General features: G+C 71.2%; 19 protein-coding genes and 1 pseudogene. 13 read left to right on the forward strand and 7 right to left on the reverse strand.

From position 1 onward, the window contains the following. Positions 1 to 172: 172 nt before the first annotated feature. The gene (locus OU415_RS32395; RefSeq protein WP_270953308.1) at positions 173 to 973 is read right to left on the reverse strand and encodes a GntR family transcriptional regulator; all 801 of its coding nucleotides are present in this window, start codon (positions 971 to 973) and stop codon (positions 173 to 175) included. A gap of 278 nt (positions 974 to 1251) precedes the next feature. On the opposite strand from OU415_RS32395, the gene OU415_RS32400 reads away from it, so the two are divergent. The 8 genes and pseudogenes from OU415_RS32400 (at position 1252) to OU415_RS32435 (ending at position 7588) form a co-directional block, all read left to right on the forward strand. After that, positions 1252 to 1488: a glucose PTS transporter subunit EIIB gene (locus tag OU415_RS32400; RefSeq protein WP_270953309.1), complete on the forward strand. Its 237-nt coding sequence runs from the start codon at positions 1252 to 1254 to the stop codon at positions 1486 to 1488. Beyond that, positions 1485 to 1937 (forward strand): annotated as a pseudogene (locus OU415_RS32405) (PTS sugar transporter subunit IIA); the annotation flags it as partial. The gene OU415_RS32400 and the pseudogene OU415_RS32405, both read left to right, overlap by 4 nt. Positions 1938 to 2082: 145 nt before the next feature. Next, positions 2083 to 2694 carry a prepilin peptidase gene (locus OU415_RS32410; RefSeq protein WP_270953310.1) on the forward strand — a complete coding sequence of 204 codons (612 nt, stop codon included), beginning with the start codon at positions 2083 to 2085 and terminating at the stop codon, positions 2692 to 2694. A gap of 52 nt (positions 2695 to 2746) precedes the next feature. After that, positions 2747 to 3952: a chorismate synthase gene (gene aroC / locus OU415_RS32415; protein ID WP_270953311.1), complete on the forward strand. Its 1206-nt coding sequence runs from the start codon at positions 2747 to 2749 to the stop codon at positions 3950 to 3952. Then, positions 3952 to 4470 carry a shikimate kinase gene (locus OU415_RS32420; RefSeq protein WP_270953312.1) on the forward strand — a complete coding sequence of 173 codons (519 nt, stop codon included), beginning with the start codon at positions 3952 to 3954 and terminating at the stop codon, positions 4468 to 4470. Before aroC ends, OU415_RS32420 begins: the two co-directional genes overlap by 1 nt. A gap of 85 nt (positions 4471 to 4555) precedes the next feature. After that, the gene (aroB, locus tag OU415_RS32425) at positions 4556 to 5662 is read left to right on the forward strand and encodes a 3-dehydroquinate synthase (RefSeq protein ID WP_270953313.1); all 1107 of its coding nucleotides are present in this window, start codon (positions 4556 to 4558) and stop codon (positions 5660 to 5662) included. Beyond that, the gene (gene aroQ / locus OU415_RS32430; protein WP_270953314.1) at positions 5659 to 6093 is read left to right on the forward strand and encodes a type II 3-dehydroquinate dehydratase; all 435 of its coding nucleotides are present in this window, start codon (positions 5659 to 5661) and stop codon (positions 6091 to 6093) included. Before aroB ends, aroQ begins: the two co-directional genes overlap by 4 nt. 31 nt (positions 6094 to 6124) lie before the next feature. Then, a complete protein-coding gene (locus OU415_RS32435) occupies positions 6125 to 7588 on the forward strand; it encodes a glycoside hydrolase family protein (RefSeq protein ID WP_270953315.1) in 1464 nt (487 codons plus the stop codon). Between the two features lie 203 nt (positions 7589 to 7791). Here OU415_RS32435 and OU415_RS32440 read toward each other — a convergent pair whose 3' ends face one another. From OU415_RS32440 to OU415_RS32450, 3 genes are all read right to left on the reverse strand, one after another. Next, positions 7792 to 8598: a putative hydro-lyase gene (locus OU415_RS32440; RefSeq protein WP_270953316.1), complete on the reverse strand. Its 807-nt coding sequence runs from the start codon at positions 8596 to 8598 to the stop codon at positions 7792 to 7794. Between the two features lie 13 nt (positions 8599 to 8611). Beyond that, complete coding sequence (locus tag OU415_RS32445; protein ID WP_270953318.1) at positions 8612 to 9955, reverse strand: MFS transporter; 1344 nt, start codon at positions 9953 to 9955, stop codon at positions 8612 to 8614. Between the two features lie 328 nt (positions 9956 to 10283). Further along, the gene (locus tag OU415_RS32450) at positions 10284 to 10925 is read right to left on the reverse strand and encodes a GntR family transcriptional regulator (RefSeq protein ID WP_270953320.1); all 642 of its coding nucleotides are present in this window, start codon (positions 10923 to 10925) and stop codon (positions 10284 to 10286) included. 147 nt (positions 10926 to 11072) lie between these two features. On the opposite strand from OU415_RS32450, the gene OU415_RS32455 reads away from it, so the two are divergent. From OU415_RS32455 to OU415_RS32465, 3 genes are all read left to right on the forward strand, one after another. Then, complete coding sequence (locus OU415_RS32455) at positions 11073 to 13166, forward strand: hydantoinase/oxoprolinase family protein (RefSeq protein ID WP_270953321.1); 2094 nt, start codon at positions 11073 to 11075, stop codon at positions 13164 to 13166. Beyond that, positions 13163 to 14887 carry a hydantoinase B/oxoprolinase family protein gene (locus OU415_RS32460; RefSeq protein WP_270953322.1) on the forward strand — a complete coding sequence of 575 codons (1725 nt, stop codon included), beginning with the start codon at positions 13163 to 13165 and terminating at the stop codon, positions 14885 to 14887. Before OU415_RS32455 ends, OU415_RS32460 begins: the two co-directional genes overlap by 4 nt. 72 nt (positions 14888 to 14959) lie before the next feature. Then, a complete protein-coding gene (locus tag OU415_RS32465; protein WP_270953323.1) occupies positions 14960 to 15649 on the forward strand; it encodes a DUF4232 domain-containing protein in 690 nt (229 codons plus the stop codon). A gap of 50 nt (positions 15650 to 15699) precedes the next feature. Here OU415_RS32465 and OU415_RS32470 read toward each other — a convergent pair whose 3' ends face one another. After that, a complete protein-coding gene (locus OU415_RS32470; protein ID WP_270953324.1) occupies positions 15700 to 16662 on the reverse strand; it encodes a GlxA family transcriptional regulator in 963 nt (320 codons plus the stop codon). Between the two features lie 136 nt (positions 16663 to 16798). On the opposite strand from OU415_RS32470, the gene OU415_RS32475 reads away from it, so the two are divergent. Next, positions 16799 to 18154 (forward strand): MFS transporter, encoded by a 1356-nt coding sequence (locus OU415_RS32475; protein WP_270953325.1) that lies wholly within the window; start codon positions 16799 to 16801, stop codon positions 18152 to 18154. Here the strand turns inward: OU415_RS32475 and OU415_RS32480 are convergent. Then, the gene (locus OU415_RS32480) at positions 18129 to 19301 is read right to left on the reverse strand and encodes a glycoside hydrolase family 64 protein (RefSeq protein ID WP_270953326.1); all 1173 of its coding nucleotides are present in this window, start codon (positions 19299 to 19301) and stop codon (positions 18129 to 18131) included. The genes OU415_RS32475 and OU415_RS32480 overlap by 26 nt on opposite strands. A gap of 318 nt (positions 19302 to 19619) precedes the next feature. Between OU415_RS32480 and OU415_RS32485 the strand changes: the two genes are divergently transcribed. Beyond that, on the forward strand, positions 19620 to 20276 hold the full coding sequence (locus OU415_RS32485; protein ID WP_270953327.1) for a spermidine synthase: 657 nt from the start codon (positions 19620 to 19622) through the stop codon (positions 20274 to 20276). Here the strand turns inward: OU415_RS32485 and OU415_RS32490 are convergent, their stop codons facing one another. Beyond that, positions 20277 to 20792, reverse strand: coding sequence for a methylated-DNA--[protein]-cysteine S-methyltransferase (locus OU415_RS32490; protein WP_270953328.1), 516 nt, complete (start codon positions 20790 to 20792; stop codon positions 20277 to 20279). Positions 20793 to 20847 lie beyond the last annotated feature (55 nt).

Genomic DNA, 20847 nt, shown 5'->3' on the forward strand with positions numbered 1-20847 from the left:
CCGCAGCAGCAGCGCGGCGGCGGGTAGGACGGCGATCGGCAGCATCAGGCTCCGGCCCAGGCGCTGCAGCTGGGCGAATCCCTTCTTGTTGCCGCTCGCCGCTGGGGCGCTGGCACTCATCGGTTACCTCCTGTGTCGTGGACACCGAGTCGTCGGGGGATCCGGCTCCCCATCACGCGGGCCGGATGGTCGGACGGTGGTGGCCGGTCCCGCTCGGATCGCGGTCCAGCTGCATGGTCACCTGGTACAGGTCGCCGCGGTACCAGGAAGTCATGTCCTCGATCGGTCGGCCCTGCGCGGTGGCGATCCGGCGGAACACCAGGACCGGGCTGCCCGGGCGGATGCCGAGCAGCCGCGCGGTGTCGGCGTCGGCGCCTTCGGCCAGCACGGTCTGGGTGCCGGTCTCCAGCTGCACGTCGTAGTGGCGGTCCAGCAGGGTGTACATCGAGTCGGTCAGGTCCCGCTGGAGGAGGCCGGGCAGCAGCCCGGCGTGGTACCAACCGCGTTCCACCGCCATCGGGGCGCCGTCGGCCTTGCGCAGCCGGTGGAGCCAGTGGGCGGTCTCGCCGGGGGCGAGGTCGAGCGCGGTGGCGGTGTCCTCGGGCGGGACCGCCTCGGCGGATTCCAGCAGCACGGTCTCCGGGCGCATGCCGCGGCGCAGCATGTCCTCGGTGAACGACGCGAGGTGCAGCTGGGAGTCCACGCGAGGCCGGGTGGTGAAGGTGCCCTTGCCGCGCACCCGCACCAGCAGTCCTTCGGCGACCAGCTGGCCGACGGCTTCCCGCACGGTCAGCCGCGAGACGCCGTAGCGGACCGCGAGGTCGCGTTCGGACGGTACCGGGGAGCCGGGCAGCAGCTCGTCGCTGGCCAGTTCGCGGAGGATTTCCCGCAGCTGGGCGTGCTTGGGCGTCGGACCGTCGCGCAGCACGCTCTCAGCGCGTCGACTGTCGTCTGCGGTTCCCCGCGCGGCCACGTTGCCTCCACCGGTCTTGCTTCTTCGCGTCCGGTGCCTTGTGAACACCGGTCACCGGGTTGAACATTGGCGGATCACCACCGCGTTCGCCCGGTGCTGTTGACCGGCGGCACCCAGTTGGTACTGTCCGGTCTAAACCAGTCGGTTGCGAACAATGCGCCGTCATGCGATCGGGTGTCAAGGCGGCTTCGATTTCGTTGCCGCATCGACACCGAGTGGCGCAAGATCTTCGCGGCGCGGTCGGTCCGCGTCGTTGGTTCGGAGGAAGGGAGCACGCGGTGGCTCAGGACAAGGCCGCGGCGATCCTGGCCGCGCTCGGCGGCGAGGACAACGTGGTGGAGATCGAGGCGTGCATCACGCGGCTTCGCTGCGAGGTCGAGGACGGCTCGAAGATCGACGAAGCGGCGCTGAAGGCGGCCGGGGCGCACGGCGTGATGGCGCAGGGCACCGTGGTGCAGGTCGTGGTGGGTCCGGAGGCGGACACGCTGGCCGAGGACATCGAGGACCTGCGGTGAGCATCGAGGTCGGCAGCCCGGTGGCGGGCCTGGCCACCGGGCTGGCCGAGGTCCCGGACCCGGTGTTCTCGCAGGCCATGGTGGGTCCGGGCATGGCGGTGAAGCCCACCGGCGGGCGGGCCGACGCGGTCGCGCCGATCGCCGGCACGGTGGCGACGCTGCACCCGCACGCGTTCGTGATCGCCTCGCCGGGCGGCGCGGCGGTGCTGGTCCACCTGGGCATCGACACGGTCAAGCTCAAGGGCGAGGGCTTCGACCTCCACGTCGCCAAGGGCGACGCGGTCGAGGCGGGGCAGCGCATCGTCACCTGGGACCCGACCGAGGTCGAGTCCCACGGCTACTCGTCGATCTGCCCGGTGATCGCCCTGGAGGTGAGCCCCGAGGCCCTGGCCGACGTCCGCGAGGACGGCCAGGTCGTCCCCGGCGACGCCCTCTTCTCGGTCGACGCCGGAACTTCCCCCGACCAGGGGTTCGGTGGAGGGGCCTTCGAGCAACGCGCTCGGTGGCCCCTCCACTCGTTCCGGGGATCACGACATGCGGAGGTTCCGGGGTTGGATGCCGGGGATCCCGGGGTGTCGGGGCGATCTTGGGCGAATGGTCGTCGTGATCGGGATCGTTGGCGGTGCGCTCGGGTTCGGTGCCGGGTGGCTGGGGCGGCTGGTGCTGGGCGCTGTGCGGCGGGGCGTGGTCGCGCCTCGGTTGTGGTGCGAGATGGCAGTCGCGGTGTTGTGGGCCGTGGTGGCCGTGCGCGTTGCGACTGGGATGCCCTGGTGGTGGGCGGGGGTTCCGCTGCTGCTGGGGTGGGTCGGAGTTCTGCTCGCCGTGTGCGATGTGCGGGCTTATCGGTTGCCCGATGTGCTGACGTTGCCCGCTTATCCGGTTGCGCTGGTCTTCATCGCGGTTGCGGCACTGCACCGTCCAGGGGTGTGGGCCGGGGCTGCGGGCGGGTTGTTGCTGTTCGGCGGGGTGTACGCGGTGGTGCGGTTGATCTCGCCCGCCGCGTTGGGGCCCGGCGACGTGAAGCTGGCGGGAGTGCTGGGACTGGTGGTGGGCGCGGTGGCCGTGGGAGCGGTGTTGGCCGTGGTGGTCGCGGCGGCGCTCTTCACGCTGCTCATGGCTTCCTGGCGGGGGCGCGGGGCGGTACCGCACGGGCCTGCCGCGCTCCTGCCGGCGTGGCTGGTCACCGCCTTCGCACCGTGGGTGTGACCAGGGACCCCCGGCCGGGTTCACCGGCGACCGAACGTGGCAGGATCTATGTGTGCTGCGCTGGATGACCGCTGGAGAATCGCATGGCCCCGCCCTGGTGGCGGTGTTGGAAGGCATGGTGGCCGGAGTCGAGGTGACCTCGACCGACATCGCGACCCAGTTGGAGCGCCGCAAGCTCGGCTTCGGTCGCAGCCCGCGGATGAACTTCGAGGCCGACGAGCTCGAGATCATCGGCGGCGTGCGGCACGGGCGCACCCAGGGCGGTCCGATCGCGGTCCGCATCGGCAACACCGAGTGGCCCAAGTGGGAGCAGGTGATGGCCGCTGACCCGGTCGACGAGGACGTGCTGTCCTCGCTGGCCCGCAACGCGCCCCTGACCCGCCCGCGCCCCGGTCACGCCGACCTCGCCGGCATGCAGAAGTACGGCTTCGACGAGGCCCGCCCTGTGCTGGAGCGCGCGAGCGCCCGCGAGACCGCTGCTCGCGTCGCCGTCGGCACGGTGGCCCAGCAGTTCCTGCGGCAGCTGCTCGGCGTGGAGATCGTCAGCCACGTGGTCAGCCTCGGCGGCGTGGACGCCGAGCACGACGTGCTGCCCGGCCCGGAAGACCTGGCGGCCATCGACCAGAACCCGGTGCGCGCCTTCGGCGATGCCGCGACCGAGCGGATGATGGCCGAGGTCGACGCGGCCAAGAAGGACGGCGACACGCTCGGCGGCGTCGTCGAGGTGATCGCCTACGGCCTGCCGCCGGGCATCGGCTCGCACGTGCACTGGGACCGCAAGCTCGACGCTCGGCTGGCCGGTGCGCTGATGAGCATCCAGGCGATCAAGGGCGTGGAGATCGGCGAGGGCTTCGCCAACGCGCACCGCCGGGGCAGCGCCGCGCACGACGAGATCTACCCCGACGAGGGCGCGAAGTGGGTCCGCCGCAGCAGCAACCGGGCCGGGGGCCTGGAGGGCGGCATCACCAACGGCGAGCCGCTGATCGTGCGCGCCGCCAAGAAGCCGATCTCCAGCCTGCCGCGCGCACTGGCCACTGTGGACATGACCACCGGCGAGCCGGCGCAGGCGATGCACCAGCGCTCGGACATCACCGCGGTGCCGCGCGCGGCGGTGGTCGCCGAGACGATGGTCGCGCTGGTGCTGGCCGAGGCCGTGCTGGAGAAGTTCGGCGGCGACTCGCTGCCGGAGACCCGGCGCAACGTCGAGGGCTACCTGGCCGGTCTGCGGGAGCGCGCCGAGAAGCGGCAGGCGCACTGATGTCGCCGCGCGCAGTGGTGGTCGGCCCGCCGGGCGCGGGCAAGACGACGATCGGCCGCCTGCTGGCGAAGCACCTCGAGGTCGCGTTCCGCGACACCGACGACGACGTGGTGCGCGCCAGCGGCCGCGCCATCGCCGACATCTTCGCCAACGACGGCGAACCGGTGTTCCGCGCCATGGAGGAAGAAGCCGTCGCGACCGCGTTGCGGGAGCACGACGGCGTGCTGGCGCTGGGCGGCGGTGCGGTGCTCTCCGAGCGCACCCGCGAGCTGCTGGCAGGGCACACGGTGGTGTTCCTGTCGGTTGGGCTCGCCGAAGGCGCCCGGCGGGCCGGGCTTTCCACCGCGCGCCCCCTGCTGGCCGGGGTGAACCCGCGCGCCACCTTCAAGGCGCTGCTGGACGCCCGGCTGCCGATCTACCGCTCGGTGGCCGCGGTGGAGATCGCCACCGACGACGCCGGGCCGGACGAGGTCGTGGCGCAGGTCGTGGCCGCGCTGGCCAGCACCGCGTCCAGCTGATGGAAGACCGCCGGTTCCCGCACCGGCGGTCAGGCCGTTGTGCGTACGCTTTGAACCCTGAACCGCCTTCACCGAAGGGACGATGATGACCGAGCCGGTGCGGATCGGCGTTGCCAGCCAGCAGCCCTACGACGTGGTGGTCGGCCGGGGGTTGCTCGGCGAGCTCGTCGACTTCCTGCGCGACGCATCGGTGGTGGCGCTGGTGCACCAGCCCACCATCACCGCGACCGTCGAGGCGGTGCGCGAGGAGCTGACCGAGGCCGGGGTGGACGCCCACCGGGTGGAGATCCCCGACGCCGAGGACGGCAAGAGCCTGCAGGTCGCCGGGTTCTGCTGGGACGTGCTCGGCAAGGTCGGCATGGACCGCAGCGGGGTGGTGGTGTCCTTCGGCGGCGGTGCGGTGACCGACGTCGCCGGGTTCGTCGCGGGCACCTGGATGCGCGGGGTGCGCGTGGTGCACGTGCCGACCACGCTGCTGGGCATGGTGGACGCCGCCGTCGGCGGCAAGACCGGCATCAACACCGACTCCGGCAAGAACCTGGTCGGGCTGTTCCACGAGCCGAGCCTGGTGCTCGCCGACCTGGCGACGCTGGAGGGCCTGCCGCGCAACGAGCTGGTCGCGGGCATGGCCGAGGTCGTCAAGACCGGGTTCATCGCGGACCCGGAGATCCTGCGGCTGATCGAGGCCGACCCGGAGGCCGCCCTCGACCCGTCCGGCGAGGTGCTGGGCGAGCTGGTGCGCCGGTCGATCCAGGTCAAGGCCGACGTGGTCGCCGCGGACCTGAAGGAGTCGCACCTGCGGGAGGTGCTCAACTACGGGCACACCCTGGCGCACGCCATCGAGCGCCGCGAGCGCTACCGGTGGCGCCACGGCGCCGCGGTCAGCGTGGGCCTGGTCTTCGCCGCCGAGCTGGCGCGGCTGGCCGGGCGGCTGGACGACGAGACCGCCGACCGGCACAAGAAGGTGCTGGACCTGCTGGGCCTGCCCACCAGCTACGACCCGGACGCGCTCGGCCAGCTGCTCGAGGGCATGAAGGTCGACAAGAAGAACCGGGGCGGGCTGCTGCGGTTCGTCGTGCTCGACGGGCTGGCCAAGCCGGGTCGGCTGGAAGGCCCGGACCCGTCGCTGATCGCCGCCGCCTACTCCGCGCTGACCGGTGGCGAGCCCAAGTCCACGGGAGTGCTGCTGTGAAGGTGCTGGTGCTCAACGGGCCGAACCTCGGGCGGCTGGGCAAGCGCGAACCTTCGGTCTACGGCAGCACCACCCACGCCGATCTGGTCGGGATGTGCGAGGCGGCGGGCGAGGAGCTCGGCGTCGAGGTCGAGGTGCGCCAGACCGACCACGAGGGCGAGATGGTCCAGTGGCTGCACGAGGCGGCCGACCAGCGGTGGCCCGTGGTGCTCAACGCCGGTGCTTGGACGCACTACTCGATCGCGGTGCGCGACGCGGCGGCGCAGCTCGAGTCCGAGCTGATCGAGCTCCACATCTCCAACGTGCACAAGCGGGAGGAGTTCCGGCACACCAGCTACCTGTCGGACATCTCGACCGCGGTGGTGGCCGGTCTCGGCGTGGCGGGCTACCCGCTGGCGATCCGCTGGCTGGCCGAGCACGCGAGCGCGTAAGCGCGCCCGGTTCCAGGGGAGGGCGCGGGTGGTGCGGAGGTCGTTGCGCAGGGCGGCCGGGCTGATCGGCGTGGTGCTGCTGGCCGGCTGCACGCAGGTGTCGGGCACGCCCGGGCCTTCTCCGCGCGTCGAATCCGGGGCCCAGCCGGAACGATTGCCCGTCGACCTGCACGTCGGCGCTGATCGCAGCAGTGCCGGCGTGGTGGTCTCGGGTGGCTTTCCGGCGCCGTACAACTACGGGCCGACGGTGCTGCAGGACGGCGGTCAGAACCGGGTGTGGTGGTGCAGCCAGCTGCCGGGGATCGGTCCGCCCGGGGACGACGTCCTGCAGGCCGCGTCGAGCGGCATCGACGGGCCGTACACCGCATCCGGCGCGCCCGCTGTCCCCGTTTTCACCGGCCAGCCAGGCGGTTTCGACGGGATGCACACCTGCGACCCGTCGGTTTTGAAGGTCGGCGATCGCTACTACCTGTACTACACCGGCGCGGCGGGCGACGACCACGCGCACGGCAATTCGATCGGGGTCGCGAGCAGCCCGGACGGGCTCGCCTGGCAGCGCGAGGCCGGGGGAGCGCCGATCATCAGGCCGGCCGCCGATGCCCGGCGGGACAACGCCTATGGCGCGGGGCAGCCGTCGGCGCTGTACCTGGGCGGCTGGTTCTACCTGATGTTCACCGACACCACGGCCGCCGGGGCGGGGTGGAACGGTGCCGGGCAGTTCGTCGTCCGGGCGCGGAACCCGGAGTTCAGCGAGCAGGTCGAGGCGCTGACCGGGGACGGGTTCCGCCCGGCCGGTGGGGCGCGTTCGCGGTCGGTGGTGGACGCCTTCAGCGCTGACTGGATGTGGGTGCCCGCGCTGGACGCGTTCGCGATCGCCCACCAGACGGCGGACGGCACGACGATCACCTTCTGGGACCGCGATTTCACCGGGCACCCGTATCCCGCGGTGCTGATCCCCGGGCCGTGGCAGGAGGGGCCGGGACTGGTCCGCGGGCCCGGCGGGACCGCTCCGGTGTCCACATCGGACCCCTGCGGCACGGTTCCGCTGGACGTCCTGCGGGCCACGGCGTCGCGGCCCTCGCCGACCGACATCCGCCACTTCGGCATCGACGTCACCGGATTCGACGGCTGCGCCACGCCTCAGCGGGCGGCATCGGTCCTCAACGGCTTCGCCGTGCCGTCGCCCTCGCGCACCGTGGATGTGCTGCACGACGGCGGGAAGGTCCGCATCGAGCGCCGATCCGTGGCGGAACTCCTGGTGGCCAGGGTTCTGGATCGCCGGATCACCGCGGTGGACGAGCTCCCCGTGGTCGCAACCATCGGGACCGGGGCGAAGGCGCTGCGCGCCCCGAACGGCGAGGTCGCGCTGCTGGACGACCGGGGTCGACTGTGGACGGTCCCGCCGGAGGTCGCGGCGGCCAACGGCTCACCGGTCACCGACGTCCCCCAACCCGAGTGGGACTCACGTCCCCGAGGCGGAGACCTCCGCCGCTGATCCCGTCGGACGGGTCCGCTGGCCTCCGTTGGCCGCAGTTTCAATTGAAACTGCGGATCCCACCCACGGCGGATCACAGTTTCAATTGAAACTGCAGACTTCCCGGGGCGACGACGGCTCCGCCGGGGCTCGGGGTGTGGGACGCAAATTCAATGGAAGTCGGAGGTCTGATTTCCATTGAATTTGCGGGAGTTGACGGCACGTCAGGGTGTGTCGTGGTCCTGGGGAGGTGTGGTGATGAGGTCGGTGACTCGGAGGTCGGTGAGGAACATGTGGGCGGGGGAGTGGGTGATGGCGAAGTCCGGGCGGACCTCGGCCAGGACCGCTTGCGGGGTCACTCCGCAGGCCCAGAAGACCGGGACCTCGTCGTCCTGGAGGGGGAGCGGGTCGCCCCAGTCGGGGTGGGCGAGGTCGGTGATGCCGATCGATCCGGGGTCGCCGACGTGGAGCGGGGAGCCGTGGGCGAAGGGGAGTTCGCCGGTCACCTCCACCGCTCGGGAGACCTCGGAACGGTGGATCGCGCGCATCGAGACCACGACCGGGCCGTGGAAGCGGCCTGCATCCTGGCAGCGCAGCGAGGTCCGGTAGATCGGGACGCCTTGGTCGAGTTCGAGGTGGCGGAGGCGGACCCCGGAGGCGAGCAGGCGCTCTTCGGCGCTGAAGCTGCACCCGAGGAGGAAGGCCACCAGGTCGTCGCGCCACACGTCCACGACATCGTCCACTTCGGACACTTTGCCGCGCCGGTGCACGTGGTACTTCGGCAGGTCCGTGCGCAGGTCCGCGCCAGGGGCGACGCGGAGCTGGTCCGGGACACCTGGTTCGGTCCTCTCCAGCAGCGGCAGCGGTTTCGGGTTGGCCCGGCAGAACTCGGCGAACTCCGCCGCCGACTCCTGCGGCAGGATCACCAGGTTGGCCTGGACGTACCCGGCGCACAGGCCGGTGGTGATCTGCGGCCAGCCGCCGCCGCGGATGATTTCCCTTGCTGCTGCGGGAGATGTGGTCGAGTCCATCGGTTGCCCTCCGTCAGCTCAGGTCGGCGTCGCGGGTTTCCGGGCCGCGCAGGGCGCCGAGCGTGGCGAACGCGCCGCCGAGGACGATCAGCACGATCGGCGTGTACTCGTAGGGCATGAAGCTCGACAGGCCGATCATGTAGAAGGCGTAGAAGCCGGGGATGATCACCGCGAGGCTGTAGCCGATGCCGTAACCCGAGGCGCGGACACCGGTGGCGAAGCGCTCGATGATGTAGGTGGACACGATCCCCCACGGCGACACCGTGAGCACCAGCGCCAGCGTCGCCCAGAACATCGTCGGCAGCACGCTGCCGCCCGAAGCCGCTGCGGCGCTCGCTTCCCGGACCATCGCAGCGAACACGAGCGGCACCAGCAGGACCGTCCAGATCCCGGAGATCACCAGCACGCGCCGTCGGCCGAACCGCTGGCCGAGCTGCGCCATCGCCAGGTACCCGGCGGCGACGAACACGTTGGCCACCAGCAGACCGGTGTTCACCGACGAGCTCGGCAGGCCGATGACCTGCGACAGCAGCGCCGGCGTGGCCGACAGGGTGGCCTGCACGGTGAACCACATGCCGGTCATCATCAGCAGCACCTGCAGCAGCTTCCGCCGGTGCTCGCCGGTGAGCAGCTCCTTCAGCGGCGACTTCTTGGCCGCCGACGTCTTCCGGACCTGCTCGAACGCGGCGGATTCCTCGACCTTGCGGAAGTAGAGCAGGAACCACGCCGACAGCCCGGCGCCGACGAAGAACGGGATGCGCCAACCCCACTGCACGTAGGGCGAATCGACGTCACCGGTCGGCGAGAACTGGAAGGTCAGCGCCACGACCAGGGAGATCGCGATGTAGCCCAGCGGGTAGGCCGCCGCGATGAGACCGCCGACCAGGCCGCGCAGGTGCTTGGGGCTGGCCTCCATCGCCAGCGGGTTCGCGCTGGAGTACTCGCCGCCCATGAACACCCCGCCGACGAAGCGCAGCAGCAGGACCAGCGCGATCGACAGCCAGCCGATCGTCGCGTAACCGGGCAGCAGGCCCATGAGCAGCGTGCACGCCCCGGCTCCGGCCACCGCGACGAGCGTGGCCCGGCGGCGGCCGGTGATGTCGGCGATGCGCCCGAAGACGATGGCGCCGATCGGGCGGCCGATCAGGGTGAGCGCGAGCGTGATGTAGGCGAGCGTGGCGGCCACCGCCGGGGCGGTGTGCGGGGGCTGGAAGTAGGCGATCGCGGGCGTGAGCGCCACGACCGGCAGGTAGATGTCGAAGTAGTCGACGAAGAAGCCGAAGCAGGCGCCCTTCACCGCGCGTTTCGCCGGTGGGCTCAGCCGCTGCTTGCCGGGGTCGAGGGAGGTGGTGGCCATGAAGGACTGCTCCTTGGCTCGGTGAGCGAGGTGCGCAGCTCGCGCCGGTGCCGACGCGAAGCGTCGAGCCGGACGGCCGGACGACCGGTGCCACCACGGGGAAGAGCGGCCGTGGATGGCGTGCGCCGACTCTAGGAGTTCGTCAGACGATTCTCAACACCCGAGCCCAGATTCCGGCCCGGATTCGTCGGCCGACACGCCCACGGAGCGTCGGGGTACGACACGCCGACACGTGTGGACAGGTCCCGGGTCCTGCGGAGAACTTCCGCAATTTCAATGGAAATCGGACCTCTGATTTCCATTGAATTTGCGGAACCGCGGGGTCGGGTCAGTCGATGAAGTGGTCTTGGAGGGCTTTTTCGGCGTCGACGAGGTAGGTGTCCAGGAGTTGGGCCGCGGCTTCGATGTCGCCGGAGCCGAGGGCTTCGGCGATCTCGGAGTTGCGCTTCAGGAAAGCCGCGTGGAAGACCTGGGTGTCCTTCATGTGCGCGTAGGCGAGCCGGAACTCGGCGAGCACCTCGCTGACCATGGCGTCCAGCCGCGGGCTGCCTGCGAGTGCGACCAGCGCTTCGTGGAACCGGATGCTGGCCGCCGCCACCGCATCCCAACGTCCCTGGTCGGCGGCCTCGTGGCCGTCCTTGATCGCGGTGGCGACCCGGCGCAGCCCGGCCGGTCGCAGGCTCCGGATGTGGCGCAGCGCGGCGCATTCCACGACCCGCCGGACCTCGTAGAGGTCGGCGACGTCCTGCCGGCTGAGCTGGCGGACGAACACACCGCGGCTGAGCTCGTGGACCAGCAGCCGTTCCCGGATCAGCAGCCGGAACGCCTCGCGCAGGGTGCTGCGGGAGACCCCGTGGGCTTGCTTGACCCGCTCCTCGGACAGCCGCATGCCGGGCACGAGCTCGCCCGCGGCGATCTGATCGCGCAGCGCGTCGGCCACCCGGGTGGCGGCACCGCTGGAGTCGGTCACGTGAGGTCCCCTCTGCTGTCGGCGCGGAATGCGCGCAGGCCAAGACTACCCGGTGCGCATCCGGAAATCGTCTGACGATCCGTTGCCAGATCGTCAGACGATCCGTACTCTCCCGGTGGCCGGGCAGTCGAACCGGGAGGACTCCCCATGACAGACCCACGTCCGCTGCGGATCGGGGTGGACATCGGCGGCACCTTCACCGACATGGCCATCCTCGACGACAACGGGATCGTCGCCGTCGGCAAAGCGCTGACCACGCACCGGGAACCGGCGGCCGCCGTCGAGCAGGTGCTGCGGCAGACCCTCGCGGACAACCGGCTCGACCCGGCGGGCATCACCACCGTCGTGCACGGAACCACCTTGGTGACCAACGCGCTGATCGAGCGCCGGGGCGCGCGCACCGCGCTGCTGACCACCGAGGGCTTCCGCGACGTCGTCGAGATGGGCCGCGAGCACCGCTACGAGCTCTACGACCTCGGCCTCGAACTGCCCCGCCCGCTGGTTCCCAGGCACCTGCGCTTCGGCGTGCCGGAGCGGATGCGGGCCGACGGCTCGGTGCTGACCCCGCTCGACGTCGACGCGGTGCGGCGGTTGGGCGTCGAGCTCGTCGCCGCCGGCGTGGAAGCAGTGGCCGTGTGCTTCCTGCACAGCCACACCAACGGCGAGCACGAGCGGCAGGCCAGGGAAGTCCTCGCCGAGGTCGCACCGCAGCTGCGGGTCGCGCTGTCCTGCGAGGTCAACCCCGAGATCCGCGAGTACGAGCGGAGTTCCACCACGCTCGCCAACGTCTACGTGCAGCAGCTGGTGGAGACCTACCTGGCCGACCTGCGGGAGCGGCTGCACCGCTGCGGTGTCCGCACCGATCCGCTGATCATGCTGTCCAACGGCGGGGTCGCCGCGCTGGAGACGGCCCGGCGCTTCCCCATCCGGATGCTGGAGTCCGGGCCCGCGGGCGGCGCGCTGGGAGCCGTCGCCTTCGGCCGCACCGCGCAGCGCCCCGACCAGCTGGCCTTCGACATGGGCGGGACCACCGCCAAGCTCTGCGTGGTCGAGCGCGACCGGCCGCTGATCACCCACACCTTCGAGGTGGACCGGGTGTACCGGCTGCGCGCCGGATCGGGGCTGCCGGTGCGCGCGCCGGTCATCGACATGATCGAGATCGGCACCGGCGGCGGCTCGATCGCCCGGGTGGACCCGCTCGGCCTGATCACCGTCGGCCCGGATTCGGCGGGCTCGGAACCCGGTCCGGTCTGCTACGGCCGCGGCGGCACCCGGTGCACGGTGACCGACGCCGACGTCGTGCTCGGCTACCTCGACCCGGCCCGGTTCCTCGGCGGCGAGATGCACCTGGACGCGGCCGCTTCGGAAGCAGCGATCAAGGAGCAGATCGCCGATCCGCTGGGCGTTTCGGTCGTGGAGGCGGCGTGGGGCGTGCACACGACGGCCAACGAGAACATGGCCAACGCGGCCCGCGTGCACGCCATCGAGCGCGGTCAGGATCCGGCGCGGCTGCCGGTCTTCGTCTCCGGCGGGAACGGTCCGCTGCACGGCCCGGGCGTGGCGCGGGCGCTCGGCGCACCGTCGATGGTCGCGCCTCCGGCGGCGGGCGTGCTCAGCGCGCTCGGTTTCCTGTCCGCTCCGATGTCGATCGACATCGTCCGCTCCCGGCACGCGCTGCTGGGCGATCTCGACCTCGACGAGGCCGCCGCGCTGTTCGCGGAGATGGCGCGCGAGGGCACCGACGTCCTGGTCGGCTCCGGTCTGTCCGAAGTGGACGTGACCTGCGAGCGGGCGCTGGAGATGCGGTTCGTCGGTCAGGGCAGCGAGATCGAGGTTCCGGTGCCGCCGCTGGAGGTTCCGGACTGGCGCGGCGAAGTGCTGGCGAGCTTCCGCGCCCAGTACGCGCAGCGGTTCGGCACCGTCGCGCCGACCGGCGTCGAGCCGGAACTGCTGACCTGGCGGGTCACCGCCAGCGGGCCGAGCCCGAGCGGCCGACTGGGCTTCGACTCCACTTCGGACGGTTCGGAAGCGCTGCTGGGCCACCGCGAGGCCTACTTCGCCGACGGCTACGCGGCGACCGCGGTCTACGACCGCTACCGGCTGCGCGCCGGGACCGTGCTCGAAGGACCGGCGCTGGTGGAGGAGCGGGAAGCGACCCTGCTCGTGCCGCCCGGCGCCAAGTGCACGGTCGAAGCCGACAGCAGCATCTTCGTCGAGTTCACCGCTGGAGGATCCCGATGAGCCGCGTCGACCCGGTGGTGGTCGGTTTGGTCGCCAACCGCCTGCACTCGCTGCTCGACGAGCAGCAGGCCGCCCTGGTCAACACCGCGTTCAGCCCGGTGGTGCGGGAATCGCTGGACCTGGCCTGCGCGGTGTTCGACTCCGCGGGCGAGATGGTCGGGCAGTCCAGCGGCGGCACCCCCGGCCACATCAACGCGATGGCGACAGGGATGCGGCACATCGTCGCCGAGCACCCGCCGGGGACCCTCGCCGACGGCGACGTGCTGATCACCAACGACCCGTGGATGACCAGCGGTCAGATCAACGACATCACGGTGGCCACCCCGGCTTTCCGCGATGGGCGGCTGATCGCGTGGTTCGCCAGCTGCTGCCACTCCCCGGACATCGGCGGGCGCATCCTGTCCGCGGCGGCCTCGGAGGTCTTCGAGGAGGGGCTTCGGCTGCCGATCCTCAAGCTACGCACCGCCGAAGGTCCCGACCGGACGCTGGAACGGCTGATCCGGGCCAACGTCCGCACGCCGGACGAGACGATGGGCGACATCTACGCGCAGGTCTCGGCGAACCAGGTGGGCATCCGCAGCCTCGACCGGATGCTCGACGAGTTCGGGCTGGACGGCATCGACGTGGTGGCCGGCGAGATCATGCGCCGCTCGGAGCAGGCGCTGCGCACTGCGCTGCGGGCCATCCCGGACGGCCGGTACTCGGCGAGCATGGACTCCGACGGCTTCGACGACCAGGCGATCCACCTGGAGGTGACCGCCGAGGTCGCCGGGGACGCCGTCCACATCGACTACACGGGCTCCTCGCCGCAGTCGCCGCACGGCATCAACGTGGTGCTCAACTACACCCGCGCCTACACGTCGTTCGCGATCAAGGCCGCGCTGGCGCCGGAGGTGCCGCACAACGCCGGGTCGTTCCGCCCGGTCGAGGTCACCGCACCGCGCGGTTCGGTGCTCAACTGCGTCGACCCCGCGCCGGTGGCCTCCCGGCACCTCATCGGGCACTTCCTGCCCAGCCTGCTGTTCGAAGCGCTGCGACCGGCCGTGCCCGGCGGGCTGCCCGCGATGAGCGCGGACGCGCTGTGGATGACGGTGTGGCGGGGCGGCGGGATCGACGAGCCGCGCCCGTTCACGCTCACGGTCTTCGGCGCGGGCGGAACCGGGGCGCGTCCGGACAAGGACGGGCTGAGCACCACCGGTTTCCCGACCGGCGTGCGGGCCGCGCCGACCGAGGTGCTGGAGACCTTGACGCCGCTGGTGCAGCAGCGGCGCGAGCTGCGGCCGGACTCCGGCGGTACGGGACGGCACCGCGGCGGGCTGGGCCAGGTGGTCGAGGTGACGCGGCACGGTGAGCACGGCTGGACGGTCAACGCCAACATCGACCGGGTGGATTTCCCCGCGGTGGGGGCGGAATCCGGATCGGCCGGGGCGCCCGGCGAGTTCGTCGACGTCCGCACCGGCGAGCGCTTGCCCCGCAAGCAGCTGGTCCGGCTCGCCCCGGACGCCGTGGTGCGGCTGCGGTTCCCGGGCGGGGGAGGACACGGCGATCCCCTCGCGCGCCCGGTCGAGCAGGTGCTCGACGACGTGGTCAACGGGTACATCAGCATTGCCGCGGCTCGCGAGGAGTACGGAGTGGACGTCGAGTACGTGGGCGATCCCGAGGCGATCGTGCGCCCACCGGAGTCCTACCGGGTTCGGTCGGCTTCGCCGAGAAAAAGTTGAGCACCTGAGCAACCCTTGTCGGCACCAGGCGTCTACCGATCAGAAGACGCTGCAAGGAAGGGTGACGACACGATGATTCGGGCGAAGTTCCTCGCGATCACGGCGGCGACGCTGGCAGTCGGGCTGACCGCGTGCAGCCCCGGTGGTTCCGGCCAGCAGAGCGCGCAGAACAACGCCCAACCGATCGTCCAGGACTCCGCCGGTTTCAGCGCGGCGCCGCTGCCGTCCGACCAGAGCGGCGAGGCGCCGGAGAGCTCCGCGGTGCAGGAGGAGAAGCCGAGCGGGCAGGAGGACGCCCAGCCGGACACCTCCGCGGCCAACAACGAGTGCAAGGCCCGCGACCTCCAGCTGTCGTTCGGCGAGAGCGACGGCGCCGCGGGCAGCGTCTACCAGCCGCTGATCTTCACCAACTCCAGCGACCGCACCTGCGTCATGCAGGGCTTCCCGGGCGTTTCCTACGTCGGTGGCGACGACGGGCACCAGATCGGCGCCCCCGCGTTCCGGGTCGGCAAGAAGGGCGACGTGATCAGCCTCGCGCCCGGCGGCAAGGCCTCCGCGCTGATCAAGTTCGTCACGGTGGAGAACTACGACTCCGGCGAGTGCCGGCTGGAACCGGCCAAGGGCCTGCGGATCTACCCGCCGCACGACACCGCGTCGATGTTCATCCCGTTCGACTACGGCCAGAACGGCTGCGCCAACCCGAACATGGGCGACCACAACCAGCTGACGGTGCAGACCGTCCAAGCCGGCGTCGCGCAGTAGTCCGGGTTCGCAGCGAGAGGCCGCCTGACGTCCGGGTCAGGCGGCCTTCGTCATGAGCGGAAGGTCCGGCGGTAGGTGGCGGGGCTGGTGCCGAGGCGGTGGCGGAGGTGCTTGCGGAGTGAGGCCGCCGTGCTGAGGCCCGCTTGTTCGGCCACCGCGTCGATCGGGAGATCGGTGGATTCCAGCAGGTGGCGGGCGTGGTCCAGGCGTTGCTGGAGGAGCCAGTCCAGCGGGCTGGTGCCGGTCTCGTCCCGGAAGCGGCGGGTGAAGGTCCGCACGCTCATCCCCGCGTGCGCCGCGATCTGGCCGAGCGCGACCGGTTCGGCGAGGCGTTCCAGCAGCCAGGCGCGGGTGGCCGAGGTGCCGTTGCCGTTCGGGTCCGGCAGCGGCCGCTCGATGTACTGGGCCTGGCCGCCCTCGCGCCACGGCGGCACGACGCTGGAGCGGGCGGCGCGGTTGGCGACCTCGCTGCCGTGGTCGCGGCGGATCACGTGCAGGCACAGGTCGATCCCGGCGGCCACGCCCGCCGAGGACAGCACGTCGCCGTCGTCCACGAACAGCACGTCCGGGTCCAGGTCCACCTGCGGGTACAGGCGCCGGAAGTCGTCCGCGTACTTCCAGTGCGTGGTCGCGCGGCGGCCGTCGAGCATGCCCGTCGCGGCGAGCACGAACGAGCCGGTGCAGATCGACATGATCCGGGTGCGCTCGGGGAGCCCGGCCAGGTAGTCGGCGATCTCCGGGTCCAGGCTGCCGTCGGTGCGCGGCCCCTTGAGGTGGGTGCCGGGGATGATCAGCGTGTCCGGCGCGGTCAGGAAGTCCGGATCGGCCCCGGGCAGGATCGAGAAACCCCTGGTGGTGGGGATGGGCCCGCCGTCGAGGCTGCACACCTGGACGTTGTAGAGCGGTGTGCCGTCCTCGTCGCGGGCGCCGACGAAGATCTGCGACGGGATCACCAGGTCGAAGCCGATGACCTCGGGCAGTCCCAGAACGGCGATGCGGTGCTGGCTGGCCATGCGCATTCCGCCTCTCCGCGTTTTTCAGTGGTGGTTGCGTCCGGGATTGATCTCGCGTTTCGAGGTTTCTTGTGGCTGGGTTGGATCACGGTCCCCTGAGGTGCGGTTGAGCAGGGCTCCGGTTGAGACAAGGGCCATGGCCGGATCTTCTCACATGTTGTCCCTCCGGCCACTAGTGCGGAGCCGTCGCCTCGGTGACGCTGGAGCGGTGATCAGCACTGCACCCGCGCGGCGGCTCCACCCGGCTTGGTGGATCGCGGCCGTCGCCTTCGTCGCCCTGGTCGGTGCCGCTGCGTTCCGCTCGGTGCCCGGCGTGTTCATGAATCCGCTGCACGACGAGTTCGGCTGGCCGCACAGCGTCATCTCGGCCGCCGTCTCGCTGAACCTGCTGCTCTACGGGCTGACCGCGCCGTTCGCGGCGGCGCTGATGATCCGATTCGGCATCCGGCGGATCACCGTCACCGCGCTGGCGCTGGTCGCGCTCGGCAGCGGGCTCACCGTGTTCATGACGGCCAGCTGGCAGCTCGTGATCTGCTGGGGCCTGCTGGTCGGGCTGGGCACCGGGTCGATGGCGCTGGCCTTCGTGTCCACTGTGGTCGACCGGTGGTTCGTGGCGCGGCGAGGGCTGGTCAGCGGGGTGCTGACCGCGGGCAGCGCGACGGGGCAGCTGGTCTTCCTGCCGCTGGCCGCGGTTCTGGTGGAGCAGTTCGGGTGGCGCTTCGCCTCGCTGGTCATCGCCGCGTCAGCGCTGCTCGTCGCGGTGCTCGTGTGGTTGGTGATGCGCGAGTACCCCGCCGACGTCGGGACCACCGCGTACGGCGCGACCGGGGACGAGCCGGAACCCGCGCGAGATCAGGGGAATCCGGCGGCCGCGGCGCTGCGGGCGCTGCGCGATGCGGCCCGCACGCCTGCTTTCTGGCTGCTGGCAGGTGGTTTCGCGATCTGCGGGGCGAGCACGAACGGTCTGGTCAACACGCACTTCGTGCCCGCCGCGCACGACCACGGCATGCCGACGACGACGGCCGCCGGGCTGCTGGCCGTGATCGGCGTCTTCGACGTGCTGGGCACCGTGCTGTCCGGCTGGCTCACCGACAAGGTCAACCCGCGGATCCTGCTGGCCGCCTACTACACGCTGCGCGGGATCTCGCTGTTCGTGCTGCCGCAGCTGTTCGCGCCCTCGGTGGAGGCGAACATGGTGCTGTTCGTGGTGTTCTACGGCCTGGACTGGGTGGCCACCGTGCCCCCGACGATGGCGCTGTGCCGGGAGCACTTCGGGCCGCGCGCGTCGGTGGTGTTCGGCTGGGTCTTCGCCTCCCACCAGATCGGCGCGGCGGCCATCGCCAGCATCGCGGGCGTGGTGCGCGACCAGTTCGGCGACTACGCCGCGGCCTGGTACGGCGCCGGGCTGCTGTGCCTGCTGGCGACGGCCTTCTCGGTGTCGATCCGGCGCCGGGCGCCGGAACCGGTCACCACGGCGTCAGCGTCACGGTGATCGACGTCGGCGCGCCGTCCTGGACGTAGGAGGCGAACCCGGCCACGTCGTCGAAGGCGAAGCCGTAAGCCTTGCCGTCCTCGGTGTTCTCGTGCATCACCTTCGAGTAGTGGTTGGTGATGTCGTGCCGGTAGAAGCCGCCCGGGTCGGTGCCCGGCTGGTCGGCGGAGTCCAGCAGGATCGAGCGGTTGAAACCGGCCCCGAGGATCGCCGCGACGGGGCCGGTGATGCCGTCGTTCGGGGCGGCCAGCGCGCCGTCGCAGAACAGGACGTCCCGCGTGGACGGTTTGCCGATGGGCTGCACGCCGCCGTCGAACTGGAAGGTGTCGCCGGAGATCTGGCCGGTGAAGACCTTGCCGTTGTCGGTGTCGACCCGCAGCTGGGTGCCCTGGTACTTCGACCAGACCTCGTCGATGTAGGAGTCGTAGTAGGTGTCCGGGAACTTGCCGAGGTCCAGGCCGTGGCCCGGCGCGATCACCCGCAGGTCGTCCTGGCGCAGCCCGGCGAAGTCGGAGTGCTCGGCGACGCCGTTGAGGATCCGCTCCCGGCCGCCGGCGGGCACCGTGCCCGTGGTCTGGTCCTCGGCGCCCTGCAGGTGGATCGACAGCGGCACGCTGAACATGTCGACCATCGTGGTGTTGCAGTACATCCCGTCGGCCTTGAGCGTGAACTCGACGGTGTCGTGCAGGATCCCGTAGTTCGGGTCGGAGTCCACCCAGCCCGCCGGGTACTGCAGCGCGGGCTTGCCGTCGCCGCCGGTGACCACCTTGAACTTCAGCTTGTCGCCCAGCGCGAAGTAGATCCGCCCGGACATGCCCGGCAGGTCCAGCGTCGTGTCGCCGCTGCCCTGCAACGGGATCGCGTAGTCGGCGAAACCGTCGGAACCGTTGTCGGACTCCGAGACCGGCACCAGCTGGCCGTCCGGCGTGACCCGGGACTGCTCGCCGGTGTCGAGGTTCGTGCCGACGACGTAGACGTGGATCGAGGCGTTGTCGAACTGCCCGCTCTGGTTGACGATCGTCAGCGGCAGCGGGACGTTCGGCGCGCGGCGACCGGCGAACGCGGGGGCGGTGGACAGGCCGCCGAGGACGGGCACGGCGAGGGCGGCGGCGGAGACACCGCCGAGGAAGGATCGTCTGCTGAGCACGGCGCATCACCTTCGGTTCATCGGGTTCGGAGCGGCCCAATTCTGGGAGCGTCCACATCGGCCGGGAATAGTCCGAACCGCCGCCGGGCACTGCCCGAACCAGCCCAGCGGGCGAGTCATTTCCGGACAACGCCGAGCTTCCGGCGTTTCGGATGAACCGGGGGATAACCCTACGCGCGTTCCCGCATTTCCCGAACCCGGCGGAAAACCCGCGCTGACGAGGCCCCTGAGCGCCGGCCGCCGGCGTGCGAAATCGACCGGGACCTGCGTGCGGGAGGGTAGCTCGGTCGGGGTGCGGGGTTGGTTAATGTTGTTCTGATGGCTGAACTTGTCGCGCGCGGGGAGACGGAGCGCGGCGAACTCGCCCTGCTGCGCCGGGGTGACTCGCTGGAGCTCCGGGTCAACGGCGTGTTCGTCATGGACACCGCGCACACCGAAACCGAACGGGAACTCGCCACCGCCACGCTGCGCGCGGTGGGCGGGGCGGATCTGCGGGCGCTGATCGGCGGGCTCGGCCTGGGGTTCACGCTGCGGGAGGTGCTGGCCGATCGGCGGGTGCGGGAGGCGCACGTCGTCGAGATCGAACCGGATCTGGTGACCTGGCACCGCGACGGACTCGTCCCGGAAACCGCTGCGGCGATCGGCGACGACCGGGTGCGCTGCCACGTCGGCGACGTGGCCGAGGTGATCGCCGCGCAGCCGCCGGAGCGCTTCGACGTCGTGCTGCTCGACGTGGACAACGGCCCGGACTTCCTCGTCTACGACGCCAACTCCGCGATCTACCGCGGCGAATTCCTCGCGCGCAGCAAGGAAAAGCTGGTTCCCGGCGGCACGCTGGCGATCTGGTCGGCCGACACCTCGCCGGAGCTGAAGGCCGCGCTGCACGAGGTGTTCGGCAACTGCGAAGAACTGGCGATCCCGGTCCAGCTCGGCCAGCACGAAACGACCTACCACCTGTTCCTGTCGGTCAGGTAGTCACAGGAGGTCGAGCTCCAGCAGGCTGGGTTCCAGGACCTCCTCCAGCACGAGCAACCGGCGCTTGGCCTCCAGGCCCGGTCCGAACCCGCCGAGCCCGCCGCCGCTGGCCAGCACCCGGTGGCACGGCACGATCACCGGGACCGGGTTGCTGCCCATGATCGTCCCGACCGCGCGCGAGGCCTCCGGCCGCCCGGACAGCTCCGCCAGCCGCTTGTAGCTCACCGTCTCCCCGAACGGCACCAGCTCGAACAGGGTGCGCAGCACGTGCAGCCGCAAGCCCTGCAGCGGCTCCCACTCGATCGGCACGTCGAACTCCCGGCGGCGCCGCGCGAAGTACTCCTCGAGCTGCCGGGCGGCCTCGACCGCGACCCCGGTGTCCCGGCTCAGCTCCGCGTCGTACTCGCCGAGCACCGTGTCCGGCCCGGCGAAGGCCACCTGGCGGACCCCGGACGCACCGGCCACCACGGTCAGCTCACCGACCGGGCTCGCCACCACGCTCCACGACAGCGACATGCCGTGAACGGTAGCGCCCTGCACCGACAACGCCCTGCGCACAAGCTCGTGGCGG

Origin of the sequence: Saccharopolyspora oryzae (assembly GCF_027853915.1) — a bacterium.
Lineage (GTDB): Bacteria > Actinomycetota > Actinomycetes > Mycobacteriales > Pseudonocardiaceae > Saccharopolyspora > Saccharopolyspora oryzae.